Source organism: Geodermatophilus sp. SYSU D00965, assembly GCF_054050075.1.
In genome coordinates this window covers 147,857-171,352 of sequence record NZ_JBJGYQ010000002.1, presented here as the reverse complement: position 1 = coordinate 171,352, position 23,496 = coordinate 147,857, and the positions used below count along the sequence as shown (strand labels likewise).

Here is a 23,496-nt window from a genome sequence, read left to right as displayed (position 1 = left end):
TGGGCTTCGTGTCGTCGCCTCTACAGCGCCTGCCCAACTGAACTGTGAGCACACTGTCCGTAGTACGGAGGTCGCAGTGCACGTGGTGGCGGCGGTAGGGAGACGCGCCCCGCGCCGAGGCTGGTGATGGACAGGAAGAGAGCATCGTGGAGTTGACGGACGCCTTCGATCATGGCCTCGGCAAGCTGACAGCCGAAGAGCTGGCCGAGATGACCCGGCAGCACGACGAGTTCCTCAGCGCCTTTCCTCGTTCCATCTGGGAATCGATGGCGCTGGAGCAGTACGCGCTCGGAACCGAGCACGCGCGGGAGTCCTACTCGTACGCGCTCGAGTGGGGTACGCCGGATCTGGGCAGCATCCGCGGTGGCACGTCGCTCAAGCACGTGATCTTTCGTCGCCGCAAAGACGGCGAGTGGCACCACCCCGTCGGCTACTCAGACGTCGACGAAGCCTGGGCTGCTCTCCGGCACGATTTCCGGCGCCTCCTTGAGTACGGGGCGGAGGGGCGCTGGGCAGAGGTGAGCGGTCTGACCGCACTGCAGGGCGCCACGGTCGTCACGCTCAAGACCCTGTCGCTGTACTTCCCGACGGACGTGCTGCCGGTACACAGCCAGGAGCACCTCAAGTACTTCGCGGGGAAGCTCGGACTCCCGGTGCAGAGCGACGTCGTCCTGCTCAACCGGTCCATCCTCGAGCACCTCAAGGGATTGCCGGGCATCTCGGAACTGTCCGGTCACGAGATGGCCTCGCTCCTCTACGCGTGGAGTCCGCCGCCGGGTCAGATCGCCACGACACGCGTGAAGATCGCTCCGGGCCCGAATGCGGACCAATGGGACGACTGCCTCGAGCACGGCTACATCTGCGTCGGCTGGGACGACGTCGGAGATCTCTCGCTCTTCGAGACCGAGGAGGACTTCCGGACGGCCTTCGCATCCGCGTACCCCTACAACGGCAGCCAGTCCCAGGTGACGCGCAAGGCGAAGGAGCTCTGGACGCTCACCCGTCTCCGTCCAGGAGACAAGGTCGTGGCGAACCGGGGCACGAGCGAGATCCTCGCCGTCGGAACGGTCAAGGACCCCGCCTACGAATGGCGTCCGGAACGGGACGAGTACCGCCACACGGTGGCCGTCGACTGGGACACGTCCAAGGCCCGACGTCTCGAGACGCCCGTCCGGCAGTGGGCGACGACGACCGTGCTTCCCATGCCCAGCGCCCTGTACACGAGCCTGCTGGCAGCCGAACCCGGGATCGTCACCGACAGCGGCCTGGCCCTGGAGTCACTACAGCGACCCGAGTACGCCGACTGGGCCAGGCTCCTGGGCCGAAAGAAGCAGGTCATCTTCTACGGCCCTCCGGGCACCGGGAAGACCTACGCCGCGCGCGGCTTCGCACGTTGGTGGTTGGCCCATGAACTGGGGTACGACGTGGCACAGTTCGCGTCCATCCAGGACCTCGACGCGGAGTTGGGTCATCCCGGTTCAGCGACGCGCACGTGGTGGATGAACAGCAGCCCCGCGACGGCCTGGTGGGAGGGTTTGTTCGGCGATGGCCACGTCGCCGTCCCCCTGTCCGGATCCGGCGGTGACCGCGACATCCAGAGCGGTGACCTGGTCGTGTGCTACGAGTCGGACCCGACGAGCCGGGTGGTGGCGCTGGCTCGAGTCGTCTCGAGCCATGCCGGCGCCACGGACACCACCGGGGAACTCCGCCTCCGTCTCCTCCTGCGCATCGAGAGCGGCCCGACGTGGCAGCAGCTGCAGGCTGACACACGCCTGAGCGAGAGCGTTCCGGTGCGAGCCAACTCCAGCGGCACGGTCTTCCCGCTGACCTGGGAAGAGGCTCAGCGCATCGCGGTGCTGAGTGGCGTCGACCGCCTACCGCTCGGTGAGCAGGCGGCCGAGCTCGCGGGCTACCTGACGTTCCTGACCTTCCATGCGTCGTACTCGTACGAGGAGTTCGTGGAGGGATACCGCCCGGTGGACGACGGAACGGCCGGCTTGTCGTTGAGGCTCCGGGACGGCGTGATGAAGCGAGTCGCATCCACCGCTGCCGCGGACCGCCCCTCCCCCTATGTCGTGCTGATCGATGAAATCAATCGCGCCAACCTGCCGCGCGTGTTCGGGGAGCTGCTGACCGTCCTGGAGTCGGACAAGCGCGGCCTCCCCGTCACGCTGCCCGGCAGCGGGCAGAACCTCGCGGTCCCCGACAACCTGTTCGTGGTGGGCACCATGAACACCGCCGACCGCAGCATCCGGACACTGGACGCGGCGCTGCGGCGACGGTTCGCCTTCATCGAGCTGATGCCGCAGCCGCAGTTGCTCAACGGGGCGAAGGTGGACGATCTGGAGCTCGACACCTTCCTACGGGAGCTCAATCGGCGCATCACCCGAACAGCCGGTCGTGAGCGACAGATCGGCCACTCGTTCTTCCTCGACGGCGAGGAACCGGTCCAGGACGCTCCCACCCTGGCCGACGTCCTGCGTCTGGAGATCGTGCCGCTGCTGCAAGAGATCGCTTACGACGACTACGGACGGCTGGCCGAGTACCTCGGAACAGACGTCGTCGACGCAGCCGAGCAGCGTTTGACCGACGTGGTCAACGACCCGCAGGGACTCATCGCCGCTCTGGCCAAGGAGTACAAGAGCGGATCCGATGGCGCCTCCTGAGCCGCTCACCCTGAGTGAGTACGACGAGCGCGAGGTACACCACCCGCCGCCCTCCCTCCGAGCGAGGGAGGCACTCGACCGGGAGCTGGGCCGCCGCCTGCAGCTGACGTGGCTCGCTGATGATCGGCTCCGGATCCGGACCTCCTCCTGGGTGGGGGTCGTGCGCCTGTCTGACGGAACGCCGATCCGCGTCGTCCCCAAGCTGGCCGGTGATGAGCTCCAGGTGCTGTACATGGTCGGCCTGGCGGGCGGGTTGCGCCCTGACGAGCTGTTGGCACTCGAGCGGTCGATCGACACCGGGGCGAGCCGCGACCTCGTCGACCTACTGTGCGCACTGCTCGTCAGCGCGACGTCCCAGCTGCTGGCATCGGGGGCGATCCGGGACTACCGCCAGCACGGGGGCGACCTGCCGTACGTCCGAGGCAGGGTCGATGTCGTCAGCCAATCGACCCGGCACTTCGGCCGGGTCGACGTCCTGGCGTGCCACTTCGAAGCGTTCGACCACGACGTGCTCGAGAACCGAGTGCTACGGGTGGCTCTGGAGCGGGCGGCTGCTGTCACGGCCGATCCCACTGTCAAGCGCCGGGCGCGTCAGCTGCACAACGAGCTGCTGGACATCGCTCCGGGTCCGTGTCCCGCCGCCGTCGACGTGGAGCGGCAGCTGCAGTACGACCGACGCAACGAGGGGTATCGGACGGCGCACGTCTGGGCGTTGGCGCTGCTGAAGAACCAGTCCGTCGTTCGCCCCTTCGACGACGCCGGCCAGCGCGGCAGCGTCTTCCTGATCGACATGAACGGCCTCTTCGAGAGGTTCGTCGAATGGCTGTTCAGGCGGACACTGGACCCCGGCGAGTTCGACGTCCAGGCCCAGTATCGCGACCGGTCGCTCCTGTGGAACGGGCAGAAGCGATGGGGCACGGTCGTGCCCGATCTGCTTCTCCGCAGGAGGCAGGCGACCCTCGCCGTGGACGCGAAGTACAAGCGCTACGACGTGAAGCGGGTGTCGCCGGACGACTTGTACCAGCTGTTCCTCTACGCGCAGGCGTACCGCGGCTTCGGGGAAACGCCCAGCTCCGTCCTCGTCTTTCCCTCCGAGTCACACCAAGCCGTACAACGCCTCGATCTCCGCGTAGGTGGCGACACCAAGACGTCCGTGGTCGCTGTGGCCCTGCATCTCCCGGAGCTGCTCGAGGAGCTGAGGGCTTCGCCTCCAGAGGGTGATCCGGTTCCTGCCCGGGTCCGGCGCCAACTCGAGGCCGCGATGGACCACGTCAAGGGCCATCAGCGCCGTGATGACGTTGCCTCGACACCGCCGGTCATGCTGCCCGGATCGACTTCTGATCGACGTACCGGTCTCTCCGCTGCTCCGGCTGTTGGAGGTTCCGTCGTGCCGACTGAGGACCAGCGCCCCGTGGACCCGTGGGCGGCTGTGCTGGGCGCGGATTACGCAGCGGAGTCGACGACGGCCAGTGTCCCGGTCCCCGACCCCACCGCGCCGTGGTGGCAGCTGGAGGAGTTCGCCCTGACATTCGACGGATACGCGAAGTTCGGCGGATTCGACCGACTATCCAACATGGCGAATGCCGCAGCGAAGGCATGGCACGACCGGGGGACGTTGCCGGCGACTCTGGAGGAAGCCCGCGGATCGCTCTTCTTCGAGCAACGGCGCCATCGCCATCTGGACAGCTACCCGCGGGGCACCTCGCTGGACTATGTCAGGGCACTCGTGCAGCGCATCCACGACCTGTCCGGTGGAACAGTCGAGCGCCAGGCTCCCATCCTCTGAGGTGCAACATCCGGGGCGAGGCTGCACCGACGAGCGCACCACCCGAGGAGCGCTTGTGCGAGTCGCCCCTTCACATCGCTCTCAGCAGCCCTTCTTGGCCACCTCGAGTCGCACCATCCGCTCGTTGATGGCCTCGATCTCGCAGACGACGAAGTTCTCTTCGATGAGGATCCCAAAGGCCGCGTCCTCAGCGTGAGCACTGGCCTCCACGCCGGCCTCGGCGAGCTTCACCTTGGCGTCAGGCAAGGTCATCCCTCGCACATCAGGTCCAGCAGGTTCTTCCCCTCCACAAGCGGTCAACAGTGACGCGGCGGCCAGCGCCAGGACCAGGCTGATGTTGCGCTTCAACGAGCACTCCTGAGAACGGACTTGAATGGAGGTTGACGACGCGGCCTCCTGGCTCGAGCACGAAGGAAGGCCGCAGGTACGGAAGGTCTACCTGACCAAGCGCGGCCTGCTCGTCTCACTCGCCGGCGCACGTTCGTGTCGAGTCAACACAGGCACAAGCGGCCCCATCCGCCCCGTACGCAAGCGTCGGGAGACCAGTCGCTGATGGCAGCCGTAGCCGCTAACCAGCTGTCCCCCTCGACGACACGGTGCACGGACTTAAGTCCGTACTTCGAAGCAACGCGCCCGTCTGCTCTGATGTCGCAGTGAAGCTCGCCACCTGGAACTGCCGCGGAAAGCTCGATGTGAAGCTCCCGTACCTGCTCGATCTCGGCATCGACCTCGCCGTCCTGTGCGAAGCCAAGGCGCCGTCCCGTTGGCCGGCAACACCCGACGGTCGGGCGGTCACCGGACTGAATCGACGAATGCGAGCAGAAGACTGGCGGGAACTCGTGGTCGTCGCCTGTGAGCCATGGTCCGTGACACGTCACGAAGCAGCGGAGACCGCACCCCAGTGGACTCTGCCCGTACGCGTCAGCGGACCCGCGGCGTTCACGCTCGTGGCTCTGTACACAGCCAAGTTCCCGGGCTCTCGTAGTTATGAGGAGGAGATCGATCGCGCGGTCGACTGGATGGAAACAGAATCCGGTAGGGGACCGATCGTGCTGGCCGGCGACTTCAACTCTCCCATCGCGAGCAGCCAGAAGCAGTACGACGAAGTCGCCCGCCGCCTCGGGGACCTGGGTCTGGTAGACGTCTACCGAGTCGCCCGCGACCTGGAGCCAAGCGAACCGCCGGTCGATCCGACGTACTACCAGCGCCGGCAAGGCGAGGTACGAGGCTTCCACATCGACCACATCTGGCTGCCCGCCGAGTGCGCGAACGGCGCCAAGGTCGACGTCGGAGACTTCGACACCTGGATCGCAGCCGGTCGCAGCGACCATGTGCCGGTCATCGCCGACATCGATGCCAACTGCTTCGCGGCTGTCTCGTAGAAACTGCGGGTTACTGCTTCGCGGGTCAGTGGCCAGGACATTGGCCGCGAAGCGATCCCGGAGCAATTGCCACCGAGCGGAGTTTCTCGGCCCTGCGCCCCTGGTTCGCCGCAGGAGAATGGCGCAGGTGACGGCGCGACCGTGACCCTGTCAGAGGCGATCGATCCAGGTGTCCTCATCGCGGTCGTCCCACGTCGATGTCGAGCGCGTCTGCGACGCCGTCGTAGGAGTCAGTTGCGACAACGCGCGCAGCGCCTCCGCGCGGGTCGGCGACCGCAAGGAGTCGACCGATCGCCCGGCGGCGGCCTCGATTGCTTGCTGGCGCTCGGCCATGGTTATCAGGCCGCGGGCGGTGAGGGCCTCTCTGAGGGAATCGACCAGCCAGTCGGCGATCGGAGCCTCGGCAGAGGCTGACTGAGCCGGCTTCTGCGGTTGGTCGTCGCCGAACAGCGAGAGGTCGCCTGACATGCACTCGATGCTATGAGGTCGCGATGAAGGGCAGAGGCGCCGCCGGAGGGAGGCCAAGCGACGGGTCGACGTACCGGTTCCAGAAGTCGCCTCGCTCGTCCAGGGCGGACGGTGAGGGCCGGTCGGGCACCCTGCCGACAGCGCTACCGTCCTCCGGTGGGGGGCACCGAGGACAGCACGCCGACGCGGAGCCGCCTTGCTCGGACAGCCCGGCTCGCCGCGCTGCCGGCCGCGTACGCCGCGCGCACCGCCCTGGGGGTCGGCAAGCGCATCGGCGGCCGCCCGGCCGAGGCCGTTGCCACGCAGGTGCAGCAGCGCACCGCCGAGCAGCTGTTCGCCACCCTGGGCCATCTCAAGGGCGGCGCCATGAAGGTCGGCCAGGCGCTGTCGGCCATGGAGTCGGCGCTGCCCGAGCAGCTGGCCGGCCCCTACCGGGAGACGCTCGTCCGGCTGCAGGAGGCGGCGCCGGCCATGCCGACCGCGCGGGTCCACGAGCAGCTGGACCGCTCGCTCGGCCGGGACTGGCGCCACGTCCTGCGCGACTTCGACGACCAACCGGTGGCCGCGGCCAGCATCGGGCAGGTGCACCGCGCCACCTGGCGGGACGGCACACCGGTCGCCGTGAAGGTCCAGTACCCCGGCGCCGCCGAGGCGCTCGTCGCCGACCTCGGCAACCTGCAGGTCCTGACGCCAATCCTCAAGGCGGCCGTGCCCGGTCTCGACGCCCGGCAGCTCTTCGCCGAGCTGCGGGAACGGCTCACCGAGGAAGCGGACTACCAGAGAGAAGCCCAGGCGCAGCGGGACTTCGCCGACGGCTACCGCGGCGACCCCGACATCTACGTCCCCAACGTGCTCCGGGTCCAGCGCCTGGTACTGGTCTCCGAGTGGGTCGGCGGCACTCCCCTGTCCCGGGTCATCGCCGAGGGCAGCCAGGACGACCGCGACCGCGCCGGCCAACTGCTCGTGCGCCTGCTCGCCTCGGGCCCCGCCAGAGCCCATCGGGTGCACGGCGACCCGCACCCCGGCAACTTCCGCCTCCTGCCCGACCGGCGGCTCGCCGTCCTCGACTTCGGCTCCACGCAGGCCATGCCGCACGGCTGGCCCGACCGGCTCGGCCCGCTGCTCGCCGCCGGCCGGGACGGCGACGCCACCACGCTGCACCGCATCGCCGCCGGGCACCTCCTCCAGCCAGGCAGCGTGACGCCGCAGGCCCTGCTCGACCTGCTCGACCCCTACCTGCAGCCGCTGCGCACCGCGGAGTACCGGTTCACCCGCCGCTGGATGCAGGAGCAGACCCGCCGCGTCTCCGACCCGCTCAGCACCGCCGCCCGGACCCAGCGCCGGCTCACGATCCCCCCGCACTACCTGCTGCTGCAGCGGGTGGCCGCCGAGCTGGTCGGCGTCCTGTGCTCGCTCGGCGCCACCGTCGCCGTGGACGCCGAGGTCCGGCGCTGGCTGCCCGGCTACGACACCACGAGCACGTAGCGCGGGACGTTCGGCACCGTCGTCCCCCGTCCCGGGCGAGGACGCTCGCCGTTGCGGCGACACCACGGCCGCACGCCAGAGAGGAGCCGGGAGATGTACGCCCGTTCCACCATCCTGATGGTCTATCCCGCGTCGATGGACGAGGCCATCGCCTACATGGGCGATGAGGTCTGGCCGGCGATGCGCGACATGGACGGCTGCATCGGGCTTTCCATGATGTGCGACCGCGAGAGCGGCAAGTACATCGCCACCTCGGCCTGGGCGGACAAGGAGTCCATGCAGGCCAGCGATCAGCACGTCCACCCCATGCGCGAGGCGATGGTCGAGCGCTTCGGGGCCGGCGTCGGCGAACCGGAGGTCCGCGAGTGGGAGATCGCCGTCCTGCACCGCGACCACCAGGCACCCGACGGCGCCTGCTGCCGGATCACCTGGCTCCGCACCGACCCGAGCCGGGCCGACCAGCTGCTCGACATGTACCGCACCAGCCTCATACCGCGGCTCCAGGAGATGTCCGGTTTCTGCAGCCTCAGCATGCTGGTCGACCGCGACAGCGGCCGCGCCGTCGGCACCACCGTGTTCGCCAACCGCGCCGCCCTCGAGGGGTCCCGGGAGCAGGCCCGCATGCTGCGCGAGGAGAGCGTCAACACCATGGGCGTCGACATCCTCGACGTCGCGGAGATGGAGCTGGTCTTCGCCCACCTCCGGGTGCCCGAGACCGTCTGAGCTCCAGGCGCCAGAGCGTCCCGCCGACGTGGACCCACGCGCGACGGTCGCCGAGCAGGCCCGCTCCATCGCGGCAGCCTGGTCCCCACCGGACGCCCCGCCCAGCTGGTGGCTGACCGCCGCGACGTTCACCGCGATCGCCGAGGACGACGAGCTGCTCGACCTGGCCGCCGCCATCCCGCTCGACCGGCTCCCGCCGCTACTGCTCAGCGCCGCGATCCGGTTCCTGCTCGATGACGAGCCTCTGGCCGCCTACTACCCGGAGCCCGGCCGCCCGCAGCCACCGGAGGACGACGACTTCCGCCCGGCACTGCGAGCCTTCGCCCGGGCCCACGCCCCCGCGCTCCAGCAGCTCTGCCGCCGGCACCGGTACCAGATGAACGAGGTCGGCCGTTGCCTCGACGTCCTCCCGGTGCTGGCCACGATCGCCGCCGGCGACCCGCGACCCCTCGCGCTGGTCGACCTCGGCACCGGCGCTGGGCTCACCCTCAACCTGGACCACTACGGGTACACCTACCGCCTGCCCGACGGCGCCACGATCGGCGCCGGCGACCACCGCTCCCCCGTGCACCTGTCATGCGCGGTGCGCGGTCCGGGCAGGCCCCCGGTCCGGCTCCCTGCCATCGCGCACCGGGCCGGTGTCGACGTCGAACCGCTCGACCTCACCGACCCCGGCACCGCCCGGTGGCTGGCCGCCTGCGTGCCGCCCGAGGTCGACGCCGTCACCCGGTTCGCCGCCGCCGTCGAGGTGGCCAGGAAGCACCCTGCCCCGACCCTGCGCGGCGACCTCGTCGACGTCCTGCCCACCGTCGTCGACCAGGTCCCGGACGACGCCCTGCTGTGCCTGGTCGACACCTACGTCCACGTGTTCCTGCCGCCCGAGCGCCTCGCCGCGTTCCGGGAGGCCGTCCCGAATCTCGGCCGCGACGTCGAGTGGATCTCGGTCGACCCGCTCGTCCCCCTGGGGCCGGCCGCGACCGGCACGGTTCAGGGCCTCGCCGTCCCGCCCGAGTGGCTGCGCGACAACCGGGACGGCGGCGTCTTCGGCGTGATCGGCCGGGTGAGCATCCGGGACCGCGAGCAACACGGAGCCGTCCTCGGCCGGGCGCACCCCGGCGCCGCCTGGCTGGAGTGGACCGCGGCACCGGAGAGCAGCCGCTGACCGTGAGTCACGGCGCAACCGAGCCCTGACGCACGGTCAGCGCCGCGATTGACGGTCCGAGACGGCCGCGAGGACCCTGTCGCCCGCAGCCGCCCCTTCCCCTCCGCTCGGAGCGCAGCCATGTCCGCGAACCGCTACATCCGCCGTGCCCTGCTTCCGGGCGTCGCCCTCACAGCAGTGACCGTCCTCGCCGCACCGCCCGCGCTCGCCGCGCCGCCCGTCCCCGTCCAGCAGCCGACCGTCGAGGTGACGCTCGACTCGGCCGAGATCGGCAGCGCCCCCGGGACCGTCGTGGTCACCGGCACGGTCACCTGCACCGAGCCCGTCGATGTGTTCGTCTTCGGGGACGTCGCCCAGGTGCAGGGCTACGACATCGCGCGCGACTTCTTCTTCGTGGACCCGGCCGTGCAGTGCGCCGGCACCCCCACGGAGTGGACGGCGACCTCCTTCGGGGCGCTGCGGGTGTTCCTGCCCCTGCCGACGACCTTCAAGGTCAGCGCCCAGTACTGCCTCAGCGACGTGGTCTGCCTCACCGCCACGGCCAGCGAGACGCTGACGCTCCCCGCGCCCGCGGACGCCGGCACGAGCGCCTGACGGTCAGTCGGCAGCGGACCGGCGCATCGACCACATCTGCGCCGGCCGCTCGAACTGGGTCGCGACCTCCCAGCTCACCGCGCCGTTGACGACCTCGCGGCGGAAGTTGCCCACGGCCACCCGCGCCAGCTCCGGGTCCGCCGCCACCCGGGCGGCAAGCTCCAGCGCGCGGGACTCCACCGCACCGTCGTCCACGGCCTCCCACGCCAGCCCGAGCTCGGCAGCCCGGGCGCCGGAGACCTCCTCGCCGAACAGCGCCATGGCCGCCGCGGCCTCGCGGCCGATCAGCCGGGACAGGATCACGAAGTGCCCACCGCCCGGGTGCATCCCGCGCTTGAGGAAACCGCACAGCAGGCGGGCGTCGGACGCCACGATCCGCAGGTCGGTCGCCAGCAGCATGTTCATCCCGGCCCCCACCGCCGAGCCCCGGACGGCGGCCACCGTGGGCACCTTCACCTGCCCCAGCCGGTAGAAGGAGTCGTAGATCGCCGACATGCCGTCGTAGGCGGCGGGCTCGGCCGGGTCGCGGCCGGCGGCGGTCAACGTCGCGATGTCCCCGCCGGCGCAGAACGACTTCCCGACGGCCTTCACCACCAGTGCCCCGACCTCCGGTCGCCCGTCCACCTCGTCGAACAGCCCGATCAGCTCGCGGGCCATCCCCGGCGTCAGCGCATTGCGGCGGTCCGGCGCGTTCAGCGTCACCACCGCGACGCCGCCGTCCACCTCGAGCAGCACCTCACCGGAACCGGTACCAGAGCCAGCAGCCACGACGAACCCCCTCGTGAACGCGACCGGCCCCTCCGCCGGCCGATCCCCGAGAGGGCATCAGACCACGGAGGCGCCGGAAGGACGTGCGCGAGGTCAGACCCCGGCGGGCACCCGGTCGGTGGGCCGGCGGCGCGCAATCCGCGCGGCGCTGCGGGCCAGGCGGATCGGTCCGGTGTCCCACGGCTGCCGCGGCTCGGGAGCCGCAGCGGGCGCGGGCGCAGCGGCCGGAGCCGGCGTCACGGCGGCGAGCCGCTCGGCGAGGAACGCCGCCTCGGCCGCCCGCTGGCGCGCCCGGATCGTCTCCTTCTGCCGATCGATCCGCTCCCGCTCGGCCATGAGGAGCAGCTCCTCCTTCTCGCGGGCCACCGTGCGCCGCGAGTCCTCCTCGAGCTCGGCGACCTCCAGGTCACCGGAGTCACGCAGCGCCGCGAGCTTGTCGTAGGCCGACGGCGGGCCGAAGTTGAGCAGCAGCTTCATCAGCACCGGCAGCAGCTCGATGCACATGAACAGCAGCGACAGCATCGTCTTGGCCGCCCAGAGCGTGCCGTTTGACTCGCTGAGCCGGTCCAGCGCCTCCAGCCGCGCGAGGATCCCGCCCGACCCCTCGTTGGTCCCGTCGAACGACGACTGCAGCCGCGTCTGCTCGGCGGTCAGCCGCTCGTACTCGGCCCGGTCGGTCTCCAGGGACGTCGCGGCCTGCGCGGCCGACCGCGCCTCGGCGGCAGAGGCGGCCGAGACGGCGGCGTCCAGCTCGGACTTCGCCGAGGCCACCACCGCGGCCTGCGCGTCCGCGGCGGCGCGGGCCTGCTCGTACGCCGTCCCGGTGCCCGCGTCGCCGGTGCCGCAGGTGCCGTCGAGCTCGCACTGCGCCTTGGCCTCCAGCTCCTGCTGGGTAGCCAGCGCCTGGTCGTAGGCGGCCTGCTTGGCCGTCACGTCGTCGTGCACCGCCGCCAGCGCCGGGTCACTCTCGCCGCCCGTCGCGACGATCTGCTCCTGGGTCGCGATCCGCTGCTGGAGCTCCGGCAGGCCGGCGAACCGCGCATCGGTCTCGAGCGAGGTCCGGTAGGCGTCGGCGGCCTCGGCCTGCATCGTGACGATCTCGGTGTCGATCTCCTTGTGGAAGACCTGCAACGTCAGCGGCGTCGCGACGACGACGCCGAGCACCAGCGCCAGCCCGACCCGCGGCACCGCCATCACCAGGTTGCGCTTGAGCGACGCGTCGTGCGCCATCCCGACCAGCAGCATCCGGTCGAGGTTGACGATGACCGCGCCCCAGCCCAGGCCGACGAGCAGCGCGAACGGCCACCACACACCCAGCGCCATGTGGACGGCGAACGCCGCCGACAGCACCGCGAGCCCGCCCGTGCTCAGCAGGACGCCGCCCAGCGCGACGAACTTCGGCCGCGCACCGGGCGCTGCCTCCAGCACGTCGGGGCGTGCGCCGCCCAGCACCGCCAGACCGTTCCCGAACCGCTCGAGTCGAGCCATCCGGCGTCACCTCCGCGGCGACGGGGGGTCGAGGATCTGCCGTCGCCTCAGGTGGCTCATCGGCAGTCCGGTCACCCGGACGGACGGCGTCGTCACACGCGCCCCACCAGCGTCACGAGCGCCGGTTGCGCTGCTCACCCGCCCGGCGCACGCTCGGGCTCCCCGTCGCCCGGAGCCGACATGCCCGCCCGCCGCCGCACCGCCGCGGCGCTGGCGCTCGCCATGCTGACCGCCGGCTGCACCGGCGCCGAGGAACCCCCGGCTCCCGCGCCCGCCGTCCTCGCCGCGCTCGACCTGGCCGACGCCGTCGGCGCGGACGTCCGCCTGTACGACCTCGCGCCCGGTCCGGACGGCGCCCCGGTCGCCCTCGTCGGCGACGCCGACTCGAGCTGGCTGGTGCGCATCACCCCCGGCGAGGACGGCCCGGCCTCGGCCACGGCCTCCCCGATTCCCGCCGTCCCGCCGCGGTCCCGGCTCGCCGTCGCCCCCGACGGCACGGCGGTGATTGCAGGGGAGGACCTGGTCACCGTCCCGGTCAACGGGCCGCCGACCGTCACGCCCCTCGACGGCGGACCGCCCGACGCCGCCGTCCTCGACGGCTCGACGCTGTACCTGGCGGCCGACGGGCGCCTCGCCGCCGTCGACATCGGTACCGGCGCCGTCGTCCGCACGGGCAAGGCGCCCGCCACCCGGCTCGCGCTCGCGCCAGACGGCCTCGCGGCGCTGCTCACCGTCGACCGCCCGGCCGGCGGAACCGGCGCGGCGCTCGCCTTCTACGGCCCCGACCTGCGGCCCGACGGCGCACCGGTCGAGCTCGTGCCCGAGCGCCCCAGCTCCCCCGCCGCGCTGCAGGTCACCGCCGACGGCACCGCCGTCGCCACCGTGCACCTCGGCGCGGCTCGCGCCGTCGGGCGGCTGGTCACCGTGGTGGACGGCGAGCTGCGGACCTCCACCGACCTCGACGGCGCCGGCGACTCCGCCCTCGACCTCGCCGTCGCCCCGGACGGGCGCACCGCCTCGGTGCCCGTGGCCGACCTGCAGTACCCGGCCGAGCTGGTCACGGTCGACCTCGACTCCGGCGAGCGGGTCGGCGAGGTGAAGCTCTGCGACGGCACCGCCGTCCTCGGGGCGACCGCCCCCGCCGCCGACGGCCGGGCGGTCACGGTCACCGGCGTGTGCATCGACGCCGACGGTCCGCAGGTCACCGCCTTCGTCGTCGGCTGAGCGGGTCGCGGGCTGCCTACGCTGGTCGCCGTGCTCGCGCTGGTCGTGACCGTCGTCTTCAGCATCACGGTCCTGGTCGGCACCACGCTCGGCGGCCGGTACAGCGTCGCCCCGCCCGTGCTGCTCATCGTCTTCGGCACGCTGCTGGGCCTGGTCCCGCGCCTCGGCGAGGTCGAACTCGAGCCGGACGTCGTCCTGCTGCTGTTCCTCCCCGCGATCCTCTACTGGGAGAGCCTGAACACCAGCCTGCGCGAGATCCGCGCCAACCTGCGGGTGATCGTGCTGTCCGCCGTCGCGCTGGTCATCGCGTCGATGGTGGCCGTCTCCTACGCCGCCCAGGCGCTGGGCATGGACGCCCGCGCCGCGTGGGTGCTCGGCGCCGTCCTGGCCCCCACCGACGCGGCGGCCGTCGCCGGGCTGGCCAAGCGCATGCCCCGCCGCACCCTCACCACGCTGCGCGCGGAGAGCCTCATCAACGACGGCACCGCGCTGGTCCTCTTCGCCGTCGCGGTCGCGGTGGCCACCGGCGCCGCCGAGCCCGGCCTGGTCGACGTCGGCGCCCGGTTCCTCGGCTCCTACGCCGGGGGCATCGCCGCCGGGCTGCTGGTCGGAGCGGCCGTCATCGTGGTCCGCCGCCGGCTCGACGACCCGCTGCGCGAGGGCGCGCTGAGCGTCGTCACTCCGTTCGCCGCGTTCCTGCTCGCCGAGCTGGTCCACGCCAGCGGGGTCGTCGCGGTGGTGACCGCCGGCCTGCTGCTCACCCACGCCGGCCCGCGGATCATCCGGGCCCGCTCCCGCGTGCAGGCCTACGCCTTCTGGGACCTCTCCACGTTCCTGGTCAACGGCTCCCTGTTCGTGCTGGTCGGCGTGCAGATCCCCGGGGTCGTCCGCGACCTCGAGGACGGTCAGCGCGCTCGCGCCGTGCTCTTCGCGCTGGCGGTGACCGCCGTCGTGGTGCTCACCCGGCTGGTCTGGGTGCTCGCCGTCCCCTACGTCGTGCGCGCCCTCGACCGCCGCCCGGCGCAGCGGCTGCGCCGGATCCCGTGGCGGGCGCGGGTGGCGTCGGGCTGGGCCGGCTTCCGCGGCGCGGTCTCCCTCGCCGCCGCGCTCGCCGTGCCCGCCACCGTGGGCGGGAGCGAACCGTTCCCCGACCGCGACCTCATCGTCTTCACCACCGCGGTCGTCATCCTGCTGACCATCGTCGTGCAGGGGACGACCCTGCCGGCCGTCGTCCGCTGGGCCCGGCTGCCCGAGGACACCGCCCGCGGCGAGGAGCTCCGCCTGGCCCGCACCCGCGCCACCGAGGCCGCGCTCGACGCCCTTCCCCGCGTCGCCGAGCGGCTCGGGGTCGACGGCGACCTGCTCGACCGGGTGCGCACCGAGTACGAGCGGCACGCCCGCGACCTGGAGGTGGAGTTCTCCCCCGACGGGGACGGCGCCGCCGACGAGCGGGAGCTGGACCGGCGGCTGCGGCTCGGCCTGCTCGAGCACAAGCGGCAGGCGGTCATCGCGCTGCGCGACGCGGGCGAGATCGACGACATCGTCCTGCGGGAGGTCCAGGCCTCGCTGGACATCGAGGAGGTCCGGCTGCTCGGTCCGGCCACCGCCGACTGAGCACATCCGCCGGCTCGGTGCCCGAGCGGCAGAAAGTGGCTACCATCGGCCATCCGGTCGTGGCCACCAGGAGGTCGTCGTGAACACCGTCGGCATCAAGGAGCTCCGGGACGGGCTGAGCCGGTACGTCGCCGAGGTGCGGGCCGGGCACACCATCACGATCACCGACCACGGTCGGCCGGTGGCGCGGATCGTCCCCGTGGAGGGTCAGACGACGCTCGAGAAGCTCATCGCCGAGGGGATCGTGGAGCCGGCCCGGGAGCGGAAGCGGCCCCTGCCCGAGCCGCTGCGCACGAAGGGCACGGTCAGCGACCTCGTCGCCGAACAGCGCCGTTGATCGTCTACCTGGACACCTCGGCGATCGTCCCGCTGGTCATCGACGAGCCGAGCAGTGATCTGTGCCGGCGGCTCTGGGAGGCGGCCGATGCCGTGTCCTGCTGCCGGCTGGGCTACGTCGAGGCGGCGGCTGCACTGGCTCGAGCCGTCCGGCTCGGACGTGTGGCCGCCGATCAACACGCCGCGGCTGTGGACCGGCTGGACCAGGCATGGGCCCGGCTGAGCGTCCTGCCCATCGACGAGGACCTCGTGCGCGAGGCCGCTGGGTTGACTGTGAGCCACGCGTTGCGGGGCTACGACGCCGTCCACTGCGCAGCAGCGCTCCGCCTCGCCGGCATCGGGGTCACGGCGGTGTCCGGCGACGAGGACCTGCTCACAGCCTGGCGATCGGAGGGACTCCAGGTCGTCGACACGAACGCGTGACCCGGCCGGCGCCCGCGCGGTCAGCGTCCGGGCGGGCGCCACTGCGGGTCGCGGCCGGTGAGGCCGAGCAGCCGGTGCAGCGGCGGGGCGTCGTCCGGCACCGGCACCGGCGGGCCGAACAGGCCCGGCTGCACCGGCCCGGCGGCGACCTGCTCGGCGAAGCCCGTGCACGCCTCGATCGACGAGTCGTCGGCCGCGTAGTCCTGGCCGGTGGCGACGGCGAGGTCCCAGCCGTGCACCAGCACCTCGTCCAGCGCCACGGCCGCCGCGACCGCCGCCGGCATGGTCACCCCGCCGGCGTCGGCGGTGCCCTCCCACGCCTGCGGACGCCGCCACGCGGCCACCAGGGCGTCGAGCTGCGCCGGGATCCGGGTGCGCCAGTCCGGCGCCAGGTTGTCCGCGGAGGGCACCGGGGCGCCGGGGAGCGGCGTCTTCTCCGCCGCCATCCGGAACGCCAGGGTCAGGCCCGCCAGGTGGTCGAGCAGGCCGGCCACCGAGATGTCGGACGGCGTCGGGGCGTCGAGCTGGTCGTCCCCGACGCCGGCCACGACCCGCTTCACGACCTCCACCTGGGGACCGAGGTCCAGCTGCGTCATTCGCATGCAGGTGTGACCGGCGCGCGCCCCGGAACTCAGCGGTCAGGACCGTCGGTAGTCGTAGGATGACGGTTCGTCGACCAGGGAGATCGCTCGCCCCATGGCCCACGTGCCGCCGGACCGCCGGCCCACCGCCCGCTTCCGCCGCATAGGGCGCGCGCGACCCAGCTGGTCGCCGGACGACCCCTGGATCCCCGACCCGCGGTACGCCGCGGACGACCCCGGCACGACCGGCCCGTACGCACCCGCGCCCGAGACCGAGCGCCCGCGGCGCCGGCCGTGGCAGCGGGACGTGCCCGCGCCCCGCGACCGCCCGGAGCGCCCCCAGGGGACGTCCCGGTCCCGCCGCCGGCTCGCCCGCCGCGTCGGCAAGGTGCTCGCCGTCGTCGCCGTCGTCCAAGCGCTGGTGATCCTCTCCCTGCGCTGGATCGACCCGCCGACCACCGCCTTCATGGCCGCCAACCCGGGCGACGTGATCCAGCAGTCGGTGCCGATCGAGCACGTCTCGCGCAACTTCCTCGCCGCGGTCATCGCCCACGAGGACGCCGAGCTGCCCTACCGCTCCAGCGCCTTCGAGTGGGGCGAGCTCATGGACCGCGCCACGGCCCACCTCTCCGGCGAGGAGGACCCGACCGGCTCGACCATCCCCCAGCAGGTCGCCAAGAACCTGTTCCTCAACCAGGAGATGAGCGCCTGGCGCAAGGCGGTCGAGGCGGGCCTGTCCATGGAGGTCGCCTACGCGCTCGACACCCGCCGGATCCTCGAGCTCTACGTCAACTACGCCCAGTTCGGGCCGGCGCTCTACGGCGTCTGCGCGGCCAGCTGGTACTACTTCGACACCCCGCCGCAGGAGCTCCCGGTCGAGCAGGCGGTCCAGATCGTCGGCCTGCTCCCCTCCCCCGGCCACGTCCGCCGCGCGCCCGGCGGCGGCCTGGACTTCGACGTCGAGGACGGCCTGGGCTGGCTGTCGCGCTCGCACGTCGTCAACGCGCAGAACCGGGTGCCCCGGCACATCGAGCGCCTGGGGTTCAAGCCGGTCGAGGCCCTCGGCGTGACCGGCCTGGCCGCCGACCAGCCGCCGTCGGACGACGACTGCTCGACGCGTCCGCAGGAGGTGGCCGACCTGATCGCCGCGGAGGGCACCGCCTGACCCATTGCCCCTCCGACCGCCGGACGGCATGGTGAGCGCGATCACACTGCCCGACCGGGAGGAGTGGCCGCTTGTACGCGCGATCCACCAACGTCCGAGGCAATCCAGACAGCATCGGGGACGGCGTCCGCTACCTGCGTGAGGAGGTGCTCCCGAAGGTCTCGCAGGCGGAGGGCTGCGTCGGCATGTCCGTGCTCGCCGACCACGACGCCGGCCGCTGCATCATGACGACGTCCTGGGCCGACGAACGGGCGCTGCGCGCCACCGCCGAGGAGGACCGCTCGATCCAGGAGCGTCTCGTGCAGACCGTGGGCGGCACGCACGCCGACGTCGCGCAGTGGGACATCGCCATCCTGCACCGGGAGCGCCCGGCCGGGGACGGCGCCGGCGCGCAGGTCTCCTGGACCCGAATCCCGAACAACCACCTCGACGACCTGCTCGCCGCCTACCGCAGCAACCTGATGCCCAAGCTCCAGGAGCTGCCCGGCTTCTGCAGCCTGAGCATGCTGGTCGACCGGAAGCAGGGCCGGACGGTGAGCGTCACGAGCTTCGAGACCCGCGAGGCCCTCGATCTGGTGCGCCGGCACGCGCGGTCGCTGCGCGAGCAGTTCGCCCGCGCGATGGGCGCCAAGATCGTCGACGTCGCCGAGATGGACCTCGCCATCGCCCACCTGCGGGCGCCCGAGACCGTCTGACCGCACCGCCGCCCCGGGTCGGTCGTCCTCCGCGGGTGCTCGTGCTCTGCGTGCGACCGGTACGCAGAGCACGACTCCCCGGGGGGCGACACCCACCTCGCGGATGGTCGTGCTCTGCTTCCCGGGGGAAGCAGAGCACGACCATGCGCAGGAGAGGTTCCGGGCAGGCGCCCCGTCGTGCGGAAGGTCGGTGTCGCACCGCGCCGCGGCCCTGGTTGGCTCGGCGGCATGGTGCACAGGATGGTCGTCCAGTACGGGCAGCCGACGGACGCGGCGGTGTTCGAGGAGCGCTACCGCGAGCACGTCCGGCTGATCAACGAGGTGCCCAGCGTCCTGCGGTACACGCTCGGTCGCCCCGCCGCCCGCAACGGCGAGCCGCCGGCCACCTACCTCGTCGCCGAGCTCGACTTCGCCTCCGCCGAGGAGATGGCGCAGGCCATGGGCACCCCGGAGTGGGCCGCAGCCGGCGAGGACGTCCCGCACTTCGCCACCGGCGGCGTCTCGGTCACCTTCTTCGACGTGGAGGACGTCGGCCGCGGCGCCTGACCGTCGGGAGGCTCAGTCCGCCATCGACCGGATGGCCAGCGCGGCTGCGCCGTAGGCCAGGGAGCTGACGATCGCCGCGACCGACGTCCGCGATCCGGCCTGGCGAGCCGCCGCCAGCGCGGTCAGGCTGTCGACCGCGTTCATGGCGGCCACCACGGCCAGCCCCCGGTCGACCTCCTCGTCGCTGCGCGCGGTCAGCGCCAGGGCGGCGACGGCGAGCGTCCGGCTGCCGAACAGCCGCTGCAGCTGCAGGCCGGCCGGCGTGATCGGGACGCCGTACGAGCGGGCGACCGCGCGCGGTGCCACGACGCTGACGAGCCCGAAGGCCGCTCCGGCCGCGCCGAGCGCCCTCGCCAGCGACTGCTTGGACGTGCCTGCGGTCGTTGCCACGGCGTTCCCCCTGGAGGTCGGCCCCGACGGCTCGGCTCGCCGTCAGCCGCAGTCAACCAGCACCGACGTCCTCTCGCACCCGGCGCGCGTTGCTAGCGTCGGGCCATGCCGGCCGCCGTGCCGCCCGAGGTCGCGCTGGAGCACCGGCCCACCACCTGGGGGGTCCTCCGCAGCCGCGTCGTCGGCACGCCTCGGGACGGCGTTCCGCAGGTGGTCGTCGTCCCGGGCCTGGCCGTGGCCAACTACCTGCAGCCGGCTGTGTGCGAGCTGGGCCGCTGGACCCGTGCGCACCTGGTCGAGCTGCCCGGCTTCTCCGGCAGCGGAGAACCGCCGCACCCGATGGACGTCCCGCAGTTCGCCGACGCCGTCGTCCAGTGGCTCGAGGCGAGCGGCCTCGACCGGGTCGTGCTGGCCGGGCACTCCAGCGGCACCCAGGTGGCTGCCCGGGTCGCGGCGCGCCGGCCGCCGTCGGTACGTGCGCTCGTGCTGGCCAGCCCGACGATGGACCCCCGCTTCCGGAGCACGCGGCGGATCCTGCTGGCCTGGCGCCGCAACCACGAACTGGAACCGAGGAGCCTCGACGAGCAGCACACCCCCGAACGACAGCGGGCGGGGCTGCGCCGGGTGCGGCACGCGCTGCGGGTCCACCTGGCCGACGCCCTCGAGGACGTCGTCCCGCAGGTTCCGGTCCCCGTCCTGGTGCTCCACGGGGACCAGGACCGGATCTGCACCCAGGCGTGGGCGCGGGAGCTGAGCGACCTGGCCCCCGACGGCCGGTTCCGCGCCCTGCCCGGGGCGCACAGCTTCGTGTGGACGGCGCCGGCGGCCTGGTCCGAGCCGATCGAGCGGCTCGCCCGCGAGACGACGTGATGCCGAGGCCGCCGTCAGCTGCTCGGCGGCGGCTGGTCGGAGTTGAAGATGTCCCGCCACCACCGCCAGGAGCCGTCGGGCTGCCGCCGGTGGACGACGACGTACTTGCCGGACTCGACGACCGCACCGCCCGCCCTGATCTGGAACTGCCCCTCCTCGACGGCCAGGTCGTCGCGCTCCTCGACCAACAGCGTGGTCAGCGACCCGCCGTCGACCCCCTGGTCGAGCACCTGCTTCCAGAAGTCGGTGATCGCGTCCGCGCCGTCCACCGCCGGCGCTCCCGGCGGCAGCAGCCGGGCGTCCGGCGCGTAGACCGACCCCATCATCGCGGCGTCGCGCTTCTCGACACCCTGCACGAACGTGTCGTTCAGGACCTCGATGTCCCTGCGGCTCATGACGGCCTCCTCCACGCCGGGTTATGTCCTCCCAGGCTGTGCGGGGTCGCACGGGCGCGTCCAGGGTCCTAGGGCGTTGCCCGAGGCGTGCGGACGGCGGGAGGCTGGGCCCCCGTCCCCGCACCCGGGGGCCGCCGCGGAGGGCCGGCCATGGCTGCCGACGCACTGATGACCCGGGCGGTGGAGCTCGGCGTGGCCACCGACGCGCTGGCCGCACTCGCCGCCCACGTCCGCATCGAGACCGAGGGCCTGCCGGCCGACCCGGCGGTGCGCGCCGTGCTCGCCGACGTCGCCGCCGAGCTGCTCGGCGGGAACGCCGTCGCCCCGGTCCCCGCGGCCCAGGTGGTGGGGCTGGCCCGCACCTGGCTGCGGCAGGCCGTCGACCTCGTGGACGACCCCGGGCGGTCCGGAGGCTGGGACCGCGTCGACGAGCGGCTGCTGCAGAGCATCGGCCGGCTGTCGATGGGCATCGCCGGCGCCGTCCGGGCCGCCGAGCCGGCGCTGCCCGGGCTGGCCGAGGCGCTCGCCCGCCCCGGCTCGACGCTGCTGGACGTCGGCACCGGCACCGGGTGGCTGGCGATCGCGCTGGCGCAGGCCTATCCGCACCTGCACGTCACCGGGATCGACCTCTTCGAGCCGGCGCTCGACCTGGCCAAGGTCAACCGCGCCGACGCCGGGCTGACCGACCGGATCGACCTGCGCCTGCAGGACGCCGCGACCCTCGACGAGACCGAGGCCTACGACGTGGTCTGGCTGCCCATGCCGTTCCTGCGGCGAGACGTCGTCCCGGAGGTGCTGGAGGCAGCGTGCCGGGCGCTGCGTCCGGGCGGCTGGCTGCTGGCCGGCACGTTCGCCGGCGGCCCGGACCGGCTCGGGCAGCTGCTCACCGACCTGCGCACGGTGCGCAGCGGCGGGCACCCCTGGCAGCCGGCCGAGCTGCTGGACCTGCTCCGCGACGCCGGGCTGACCGACGTCGCCGAGGTGCCGCGCAGCTGGGCCGCGCCGGTGCGCCTCTACGCCGGCCGCCGCTGAGGCCGGTCCGCGGACGCTCGTGCTCTGCCGGGTCCGGCACAGGAGGACCCCATGTCTCGAGGAACCGAGACGGAACATCCTCGTACCGCGACACGCCCGGTGCACCAGGGTCCTGCGTCCCTGCTCAGGGCGCCGTCACACGGTGCGGGCGGCGCCGAGCAGGGTGCGGGTCATCGCGTTGCGGGTGTCGAGCAGCTCGTCGAGTGCGCTGGTCAGGTCGGCGGCGGACACCGACAGCGCGCCGTCCCCCGTGCGCTCGGCGGCGAACAGCGCGGCCCGGCGGATGAGCTCCTTGAGGAACGACGCCGTGACGCCGTCGGTGCGGTCCAGGACGTCGTCCAGGCCCGAGAGGTCCATCGCGAGCTCGCCGCGGTAGAGGTCGAACAGCGCCCGGCGGGCGTCGCGGTCGGGCAGCGTCAGCTCGACGGCCTGGTCGACCCGGCCGGGGCGGGCGGCCAGCGCCGGCTCGAGCAGGTCGGCCCGGTTGGTGGTGAGCAGGAAGACGACGTCGGCGTCCTCGGCGAGGCCGTCCATCTCGTTGAGCAGCTGGAACAGCAGCGGGTGGTGGCCGGGGTGCATGCCGCGGTCCTCGGCGATGAGGTCGACGTCCTCGACGACGATCATCGCCGGCTGCAGCGACCGGGCCACCGAGCACGCCTCGGCGATCAGGTGCAGGGCGCCGCCGGTCAGCTGGACGACGGTCGTCCCGGGCAGCCGGCCGATGAGGTAGCGCACGGTGTGCGTCTTGCCGACGCCGGGCGGCCCGTAGAGCAGCAGGCCGCGCTTGAGGTGCTGCCCGGCGGCGAGCAGCCGCTCCTTGTGCCGGGCGACGTCGACGACCTGGCGCTCGATCTCGGCCATCGTCCCGGCGTCGAGCACCAGCTGCCCGGGCGCCAGCCGCGGCCGGCGGTGGAACTGCAGCAGCGTCTGCCCGTGCCCGAACACCTCCGTGCCGAAGGAGAGCACCTGCCCGCGGAAGACGTTCTCCCGCTCGGCGGCGGCCCGGATGTCCCGGACGGCGGCCCGCGCGGCGTCCGGGTCGGTGGACAGCGCCTGCACCGACACCCGGTCCATGCCCATCTCCGGCTCGGCGGCGCGCACCAGCACCGCCGTCCGGGCGCCGTTCTCGGTCACCAGGTGAACAGCGCAGCGCAGGCACGGCCGTGTCGCGCCGTCCGGACCGCACGGCAGGTTGACCGTCGCGGCGTTGCCCGGCCGCGGGCCGAACGGGTCGGCCGGCTGCCCGTCCATCGCCAGCAGCTCGGCCAGGCCGAAGGGGCGGTGCCGGAAGTTGACGATCCCGACCAGCTCGCTGGTCCGCCCGTCGGCGGCCAGCCAGGCGTCCAGCCCGGACTGCACGTTGACGTGCTCGTAGCCGGGCCAGGTCTCCTCGACGACGTCCCCGCCCGCGGCGTCGCCCAGGTGCTCGCCGAGCAGCCCGGCGAGGGTGGCCCGGTCGTCGGCCCGCGCCGCGCGGGTCACCGCCCGCACGCCGCGGCGGGCGAGCTTGCCGATGTCGGCCAGCTCCAGCGGCCGGTCGTCGACCGGCGCCGCGCCGTCCTGGGCCGCCGGTCCGTACGTCGTCCATCCCCGTTGCACCGCGGCAGCCTGGCAGGGCGACGACGCCGGGACCAGCGGTTTCCGGACGGCGCGGTGCCGGTGGCCGCCGGTTTCCCCGAACGGGAACGCCGGGGACCCACCGA

The 23,496-nt window shown here is 72.7% G+C and carries 24 protein-coding genes; 16 read left to right on the top strand and 8 right to left on the bottom strand.

Features of this window, described 5'->3' with window-relative positions; genetic code table 11:
• Positions 1-146 precede the first annotated feature (146 nt).
• Together ACI789_RS02480 and ACI789_RS02475 are read left to right on the top strand one after the other, a co-directional pair.
• Entirely contained in the window at positions 147-2,666 is a 2,520-nt protein-coding gene (locus tag ACI789_RS02480; protein WP_457006563.1) for an AAA family ATPase, read from the top strand.
• Positions 2,653-4,452: an McrC family protein gene (locus ACI789_RS02475; RefSeq protein ID WP_457006562.1), complete on the top strand. Its 1,800-nt coding sequence runs from the start codon at positions 2,653-2,655 to the stop codon at positions 4,450-4,452. The genes ACI789_RS02480 and ACI789_RS02475 overlap by 14 nt, the downstream gene beginning before the upstream one ends.
• Positions 4,453-4,533: 81 nt before the next feature.
• Here ACI789_RS02475 and ACI789_RS02470 read toward each other — a convergent pair whose 3' ends face one another.
• Positions 4,534-4,800 carry a hypothetical protein gene (locus ACI789_RS02470; RefSeq protein ID WP_457006561.1) on the bottom strand — a complete coding sequence of 89 codons (267 nt, stop codon included), beginning with the start codon at positions 4,798-4,800 and terminating at the stop codon, positions 4,534-4,536.
• Between the two features lie 305 nt (positions 4,801-5,105).
• On the opposite strand from ACI789_RS02470, the gene ACI789_RS02465 reads away from it, so the two are divergent.
• Positions 5,106-5,834, top strand: coding sequence for a hypothetical protein (locus ACI789_RS02465; protein WP_457006560.1), 729 nt, complete (start codon positions 5,106-5,108; stop codon positions 5,832-5,834).
• Between the two features lie 150 nt (positions 5,835-5,984).
• On the opposite strand, the gene ACI789_RS02460 is transcribed toward ACI789_RS02465, so the two are convergent.
• Positions 5,985-6,302: a hypothetical protein gene (locus ACI789_RS02460; RefSeq protein WP_457006559.1), complete on the bottom strand. Its 318-nt coding sequence runs from the start codon at positions 6,300-6,302 to the stop codon at positions 5,985-5,987.
• Between the two features lie 156 nt (positions 6,303-6,458).
• On the opposite strand from ACI789_RS02460, the gene ACI789_RS02455 reads away from it, so the two are divergent.
• From ACI789_RS02455 to ACI789_RS02440, 4 genes are all read left to right on the top strand, one after another.
• The gene (locus ACI789_RS02455) at positions 6,459-7,787 is read left to right on the top strand and encodes an ABC1 kinase family protein (RefSeq protein WP_457006558.1); all 1,329 of its coding nucleotides are present in this window, start codon (positions 6,459-6,461) and stop codon (positions 7,785-7,787) included.
• 93 nt (positions 7,788-7,880) lie between these two features.
• Positions 7,881-8,510: an antibiotic biosynthesis monooxygenase gene (locus tag ACI789_RS02450; protein ID WP_457006557.1), complete on the top strand. Its 630-nt coding sequence runs from the start codon at positions 7,881-7,883 to the stop codon at positions 8,508-8,510.
• Between the two features lie 28 nt (positions 8,511-8,538).
• Entirely contained in the window at positions 8,539-9,672 is a 1,134-nt protein-coding gene (locus ACI789_RS02445; RefSeq protein WP_457006556.1) for a DUF2332 domain-containing protein, read from the top strand.
• 120 nt (positions 9,673-9,792) lie between these two features.
• Positions 9,793-10,266: a hypothetical protein gene (locus ACI789_RS02440; RefSeq protein WP_457006555.1), complete on the top strand. Its 474-nt coding sequence runs from the start codon at positions 9,793-9,795 to the stop codon at positions 10,264-10,266.
• Between the two features lie 3 nt (positions 10,267-10,269).
• Here ACI789_RS02440 and ACI789_RS02435 read toward each other — a convergent pair whose 3' ends face one another.
• Together ACI789_RS02435 and ACI789_RS02430 are read right to left on the bottom strand one after the other, a co-directional pair.
• Positions 10,270-11,034, bottom strand: a complete 765-nt coding sequence (locus ACI789_RS02435; RefSeq protein WP_457006554.1) for an enoyl-CoA hydratase/isomerase family protein — start codon at positions 11,032-11,034, stop codon at positions 10,270-10,272.
• 93 nt (positions 11,035-11,127) lie between these two features.
• Positions 11,128-12,522, bottom strand: a complete 1,395-nt coding sequence (locus ACI789_RS02430) for a DUF4407 domain-containing protein (protein WP_457006553.1) — start codon at positions 12,520-12,522, stop codon at positions 11,128-11,130.
• 180 nt (positions 12,523-12,702) lie between these two features.
• On the opposite strand from ACI789_RS02430, the gene ACI789_RS02425 reads away from it, so the two are divergent.
• The 4 genes from ACI789_RS02425 (at position 12,703) to ACI789_RS02410 (ending at position 16,119) form a co-directional block, all read left to right on the top strand.
• Positions 12,703-13,746 carry a hypothetical protein gene (locus ACI789_RS02425; protein ID WP_457006552.1) on the top strand — a complete coding sequence of 348 codons (1,044 nt, stop codon included), beginning with the start codon at positions 12,703-12,705 and terminating at the stop codon, positions 13,744-13,746.
• Between the two features lie 30 nt (positions 13,747-13,776).
• The gene (locus ACI789_RS02420; RefSeq protein ID WP_457006551.1) at positions 13,777-15,360 is read left to right on the top strand and encodes a Na+/H+ antiporter; all 1,584 of its coding nucleotides are present in this window, start codon (positions 13,777-13,779) and stop codon (positions 15,358-15,360) included.
• 79 nt (positions 15,361-15,439) lie between these two features.
• Positions 15,440-15,697: a type II toxin-antitoxin system Phd/YefM family antitoxin gene (locus ACI789_RS02415; protein WP_457006550.1), complete on the top strand. Its 258-nt coding sequence runs from the start codon at positions 15,440-15,442 to the stop codon at positions 15,695-15,697.
• On the top strand, positions 15,694-16,119 hold the full coding sequence (locus ACI789_RS02410) for a type II toxin-antitoxin system VapC family toxin (RefSeq protein WP_457006549.1): 426 nt from the start codon (positions 15,694-15,696) through the stop codon (positions 16,117-16,119). Before ACI789_RS02415 ends, ACI789_RS02410 begins: the two co-directional genes overlap by 4 nt.
• 20 nt (positions 16,120-16,139) lie before the next feature.
• Here ACI789_RS02410 and ACI789_RS02405 read toward each other — a convergent pair whose 3' ends face one another.
• Positions 16,140-16,715 (bottom strand): TIGR03086 family metal-binding protein, encoded by a 576-nt coding sequence (locus ACI789_RS02405; protein WP_457006548.1) that lies wholly within the window; start codon positions 16,713-16,715, stop codon positions 16,140-16,142.
• Positions 16,716-16,815: 100 nt separating this feature from the next.
• On the opposite strand from ACI789_RS02405, the gene ACI789_RS02400 reads away from it, so the two are divergent.
• The 3 genes from ACI789_RS02400 (at position 16,816) to ACI789_RS02390 (ending at position 19,106) form a co-directional block, all read left to right on the top strand.
• Positions 16,816-17,865, top strand: coding sequence for a transglycosylase domain-containing protein (locus ACI789_RS02400; protein ID WP_457006547.1), 1,050 nt, complete (start codon positions 16,816-16,818; stop codon positions 17,863-17,865).
• A 71-nt stretch (positions 17,866-17,936) separates the two neighbouring features.
• The gene (locus ACI789_RS02395; protein ID WP_457006546.1) at positions 17,937-18,560 is read left to right on the top strand and encodes a hypothetical protein; all 624 of its coding nucleotides are present in this window, start codon (positions 17,937-17,939) and stop codon (positions 18,558-18,560) included.
• 228 nt (positions 18,561-18,788) lie between these two features.
• Positions 18,789-19,106, top strand: coding sequence for an EthD family reductase (locus tag ACI789_RS02390; RefSeq protein ID WP_457006545.1), 318 nt, complete (start codon positions 18,789-18,791; stop codon positions 19,104-19,106).
• 12 nt (positions 19,107-19,118) lie between these two features.
• Here the strand turns inward: ACI789_RS02390 and ACI789_RS02385 are convergent, their stop codons facing one another.
• Positions 19,119-19,496, bottom strand: coding sequence for a DUF4267 domain-containing protein (locus tag ACI789_RS02385; RefSeq protein WP_457006544.1), 378 nt, complete (start codon positions 19,494-19,496; stop codon positions 19,119-19,121).
• Positions 19,497-19,601: 105 nt separating this feature from the next.
• On the opposite strand from ACI789_RS02385, the gene ACI789_RS02380 reads away from it, so the two are divergent.
• On the top strand, positions 19,602-20,366 hold the full coding sequence (locus ACI789_RS02380) for an alpha/beta fold hydrolase (protein WP_457006543.1): 765 nt from the start codon (positions 19,602-19,604) through the stop codon (positions 20,364-20,366).
• Between the two features lie 14 nt (positions 20,367-20,380).
• Here ACI789_RS02380 and ACI789_RS02375 read toward each other — a convergent pair whose 3' ends face one another.
• On the bottom strand, positions 20,381-20,761 hold the full coding sequence (locus tag ACI789_RS02375; RefSeq protein ID WP_457006542.1) for a YybH family protein: 381 nt from the start codon (positions 20,759-20,761) through the stop codon (positions 20,381-20,383).
• Positions 20,762-20,911: 150 nt separating this feature from the next.
• Here ACI789_RS02375 and ACI789_RS02370 point away from each other — a divergent pair, with 150 nt between their 5' ends.
• Positions 20,912-21,793 carry an SAM-dependent methyltransferase gene (locus ACI789_RS02370; RefSeq protein WP_457006541.1) on the top strand — a complete coding sequence of 294 codons (882 nt, stop codon included), beginning with the start codon at positions 20,912-20,914 and terminating at the stop codon, positions 21,791-21,793.
• Between the two features lie 135 nt (positions 21,794-21,928).
• Here the strand turns inward: ACI789_RS02370 and ACI789_RS02365 are convergent, their stop codons facing one another.
• Complete coding sequence (locus tag ACI789_RS02365) at positions 21,929-23,392, bottom strand: AAA family ATPase (RefSeq protein ID WP_457006540.1); 1,464 nt, start codon at positions 23,390-23,392, stop codon at positions 21,929-21,931.
• Between the last annotated feature and the right edge of the window lie 104 nt (positions 23,393-23,496).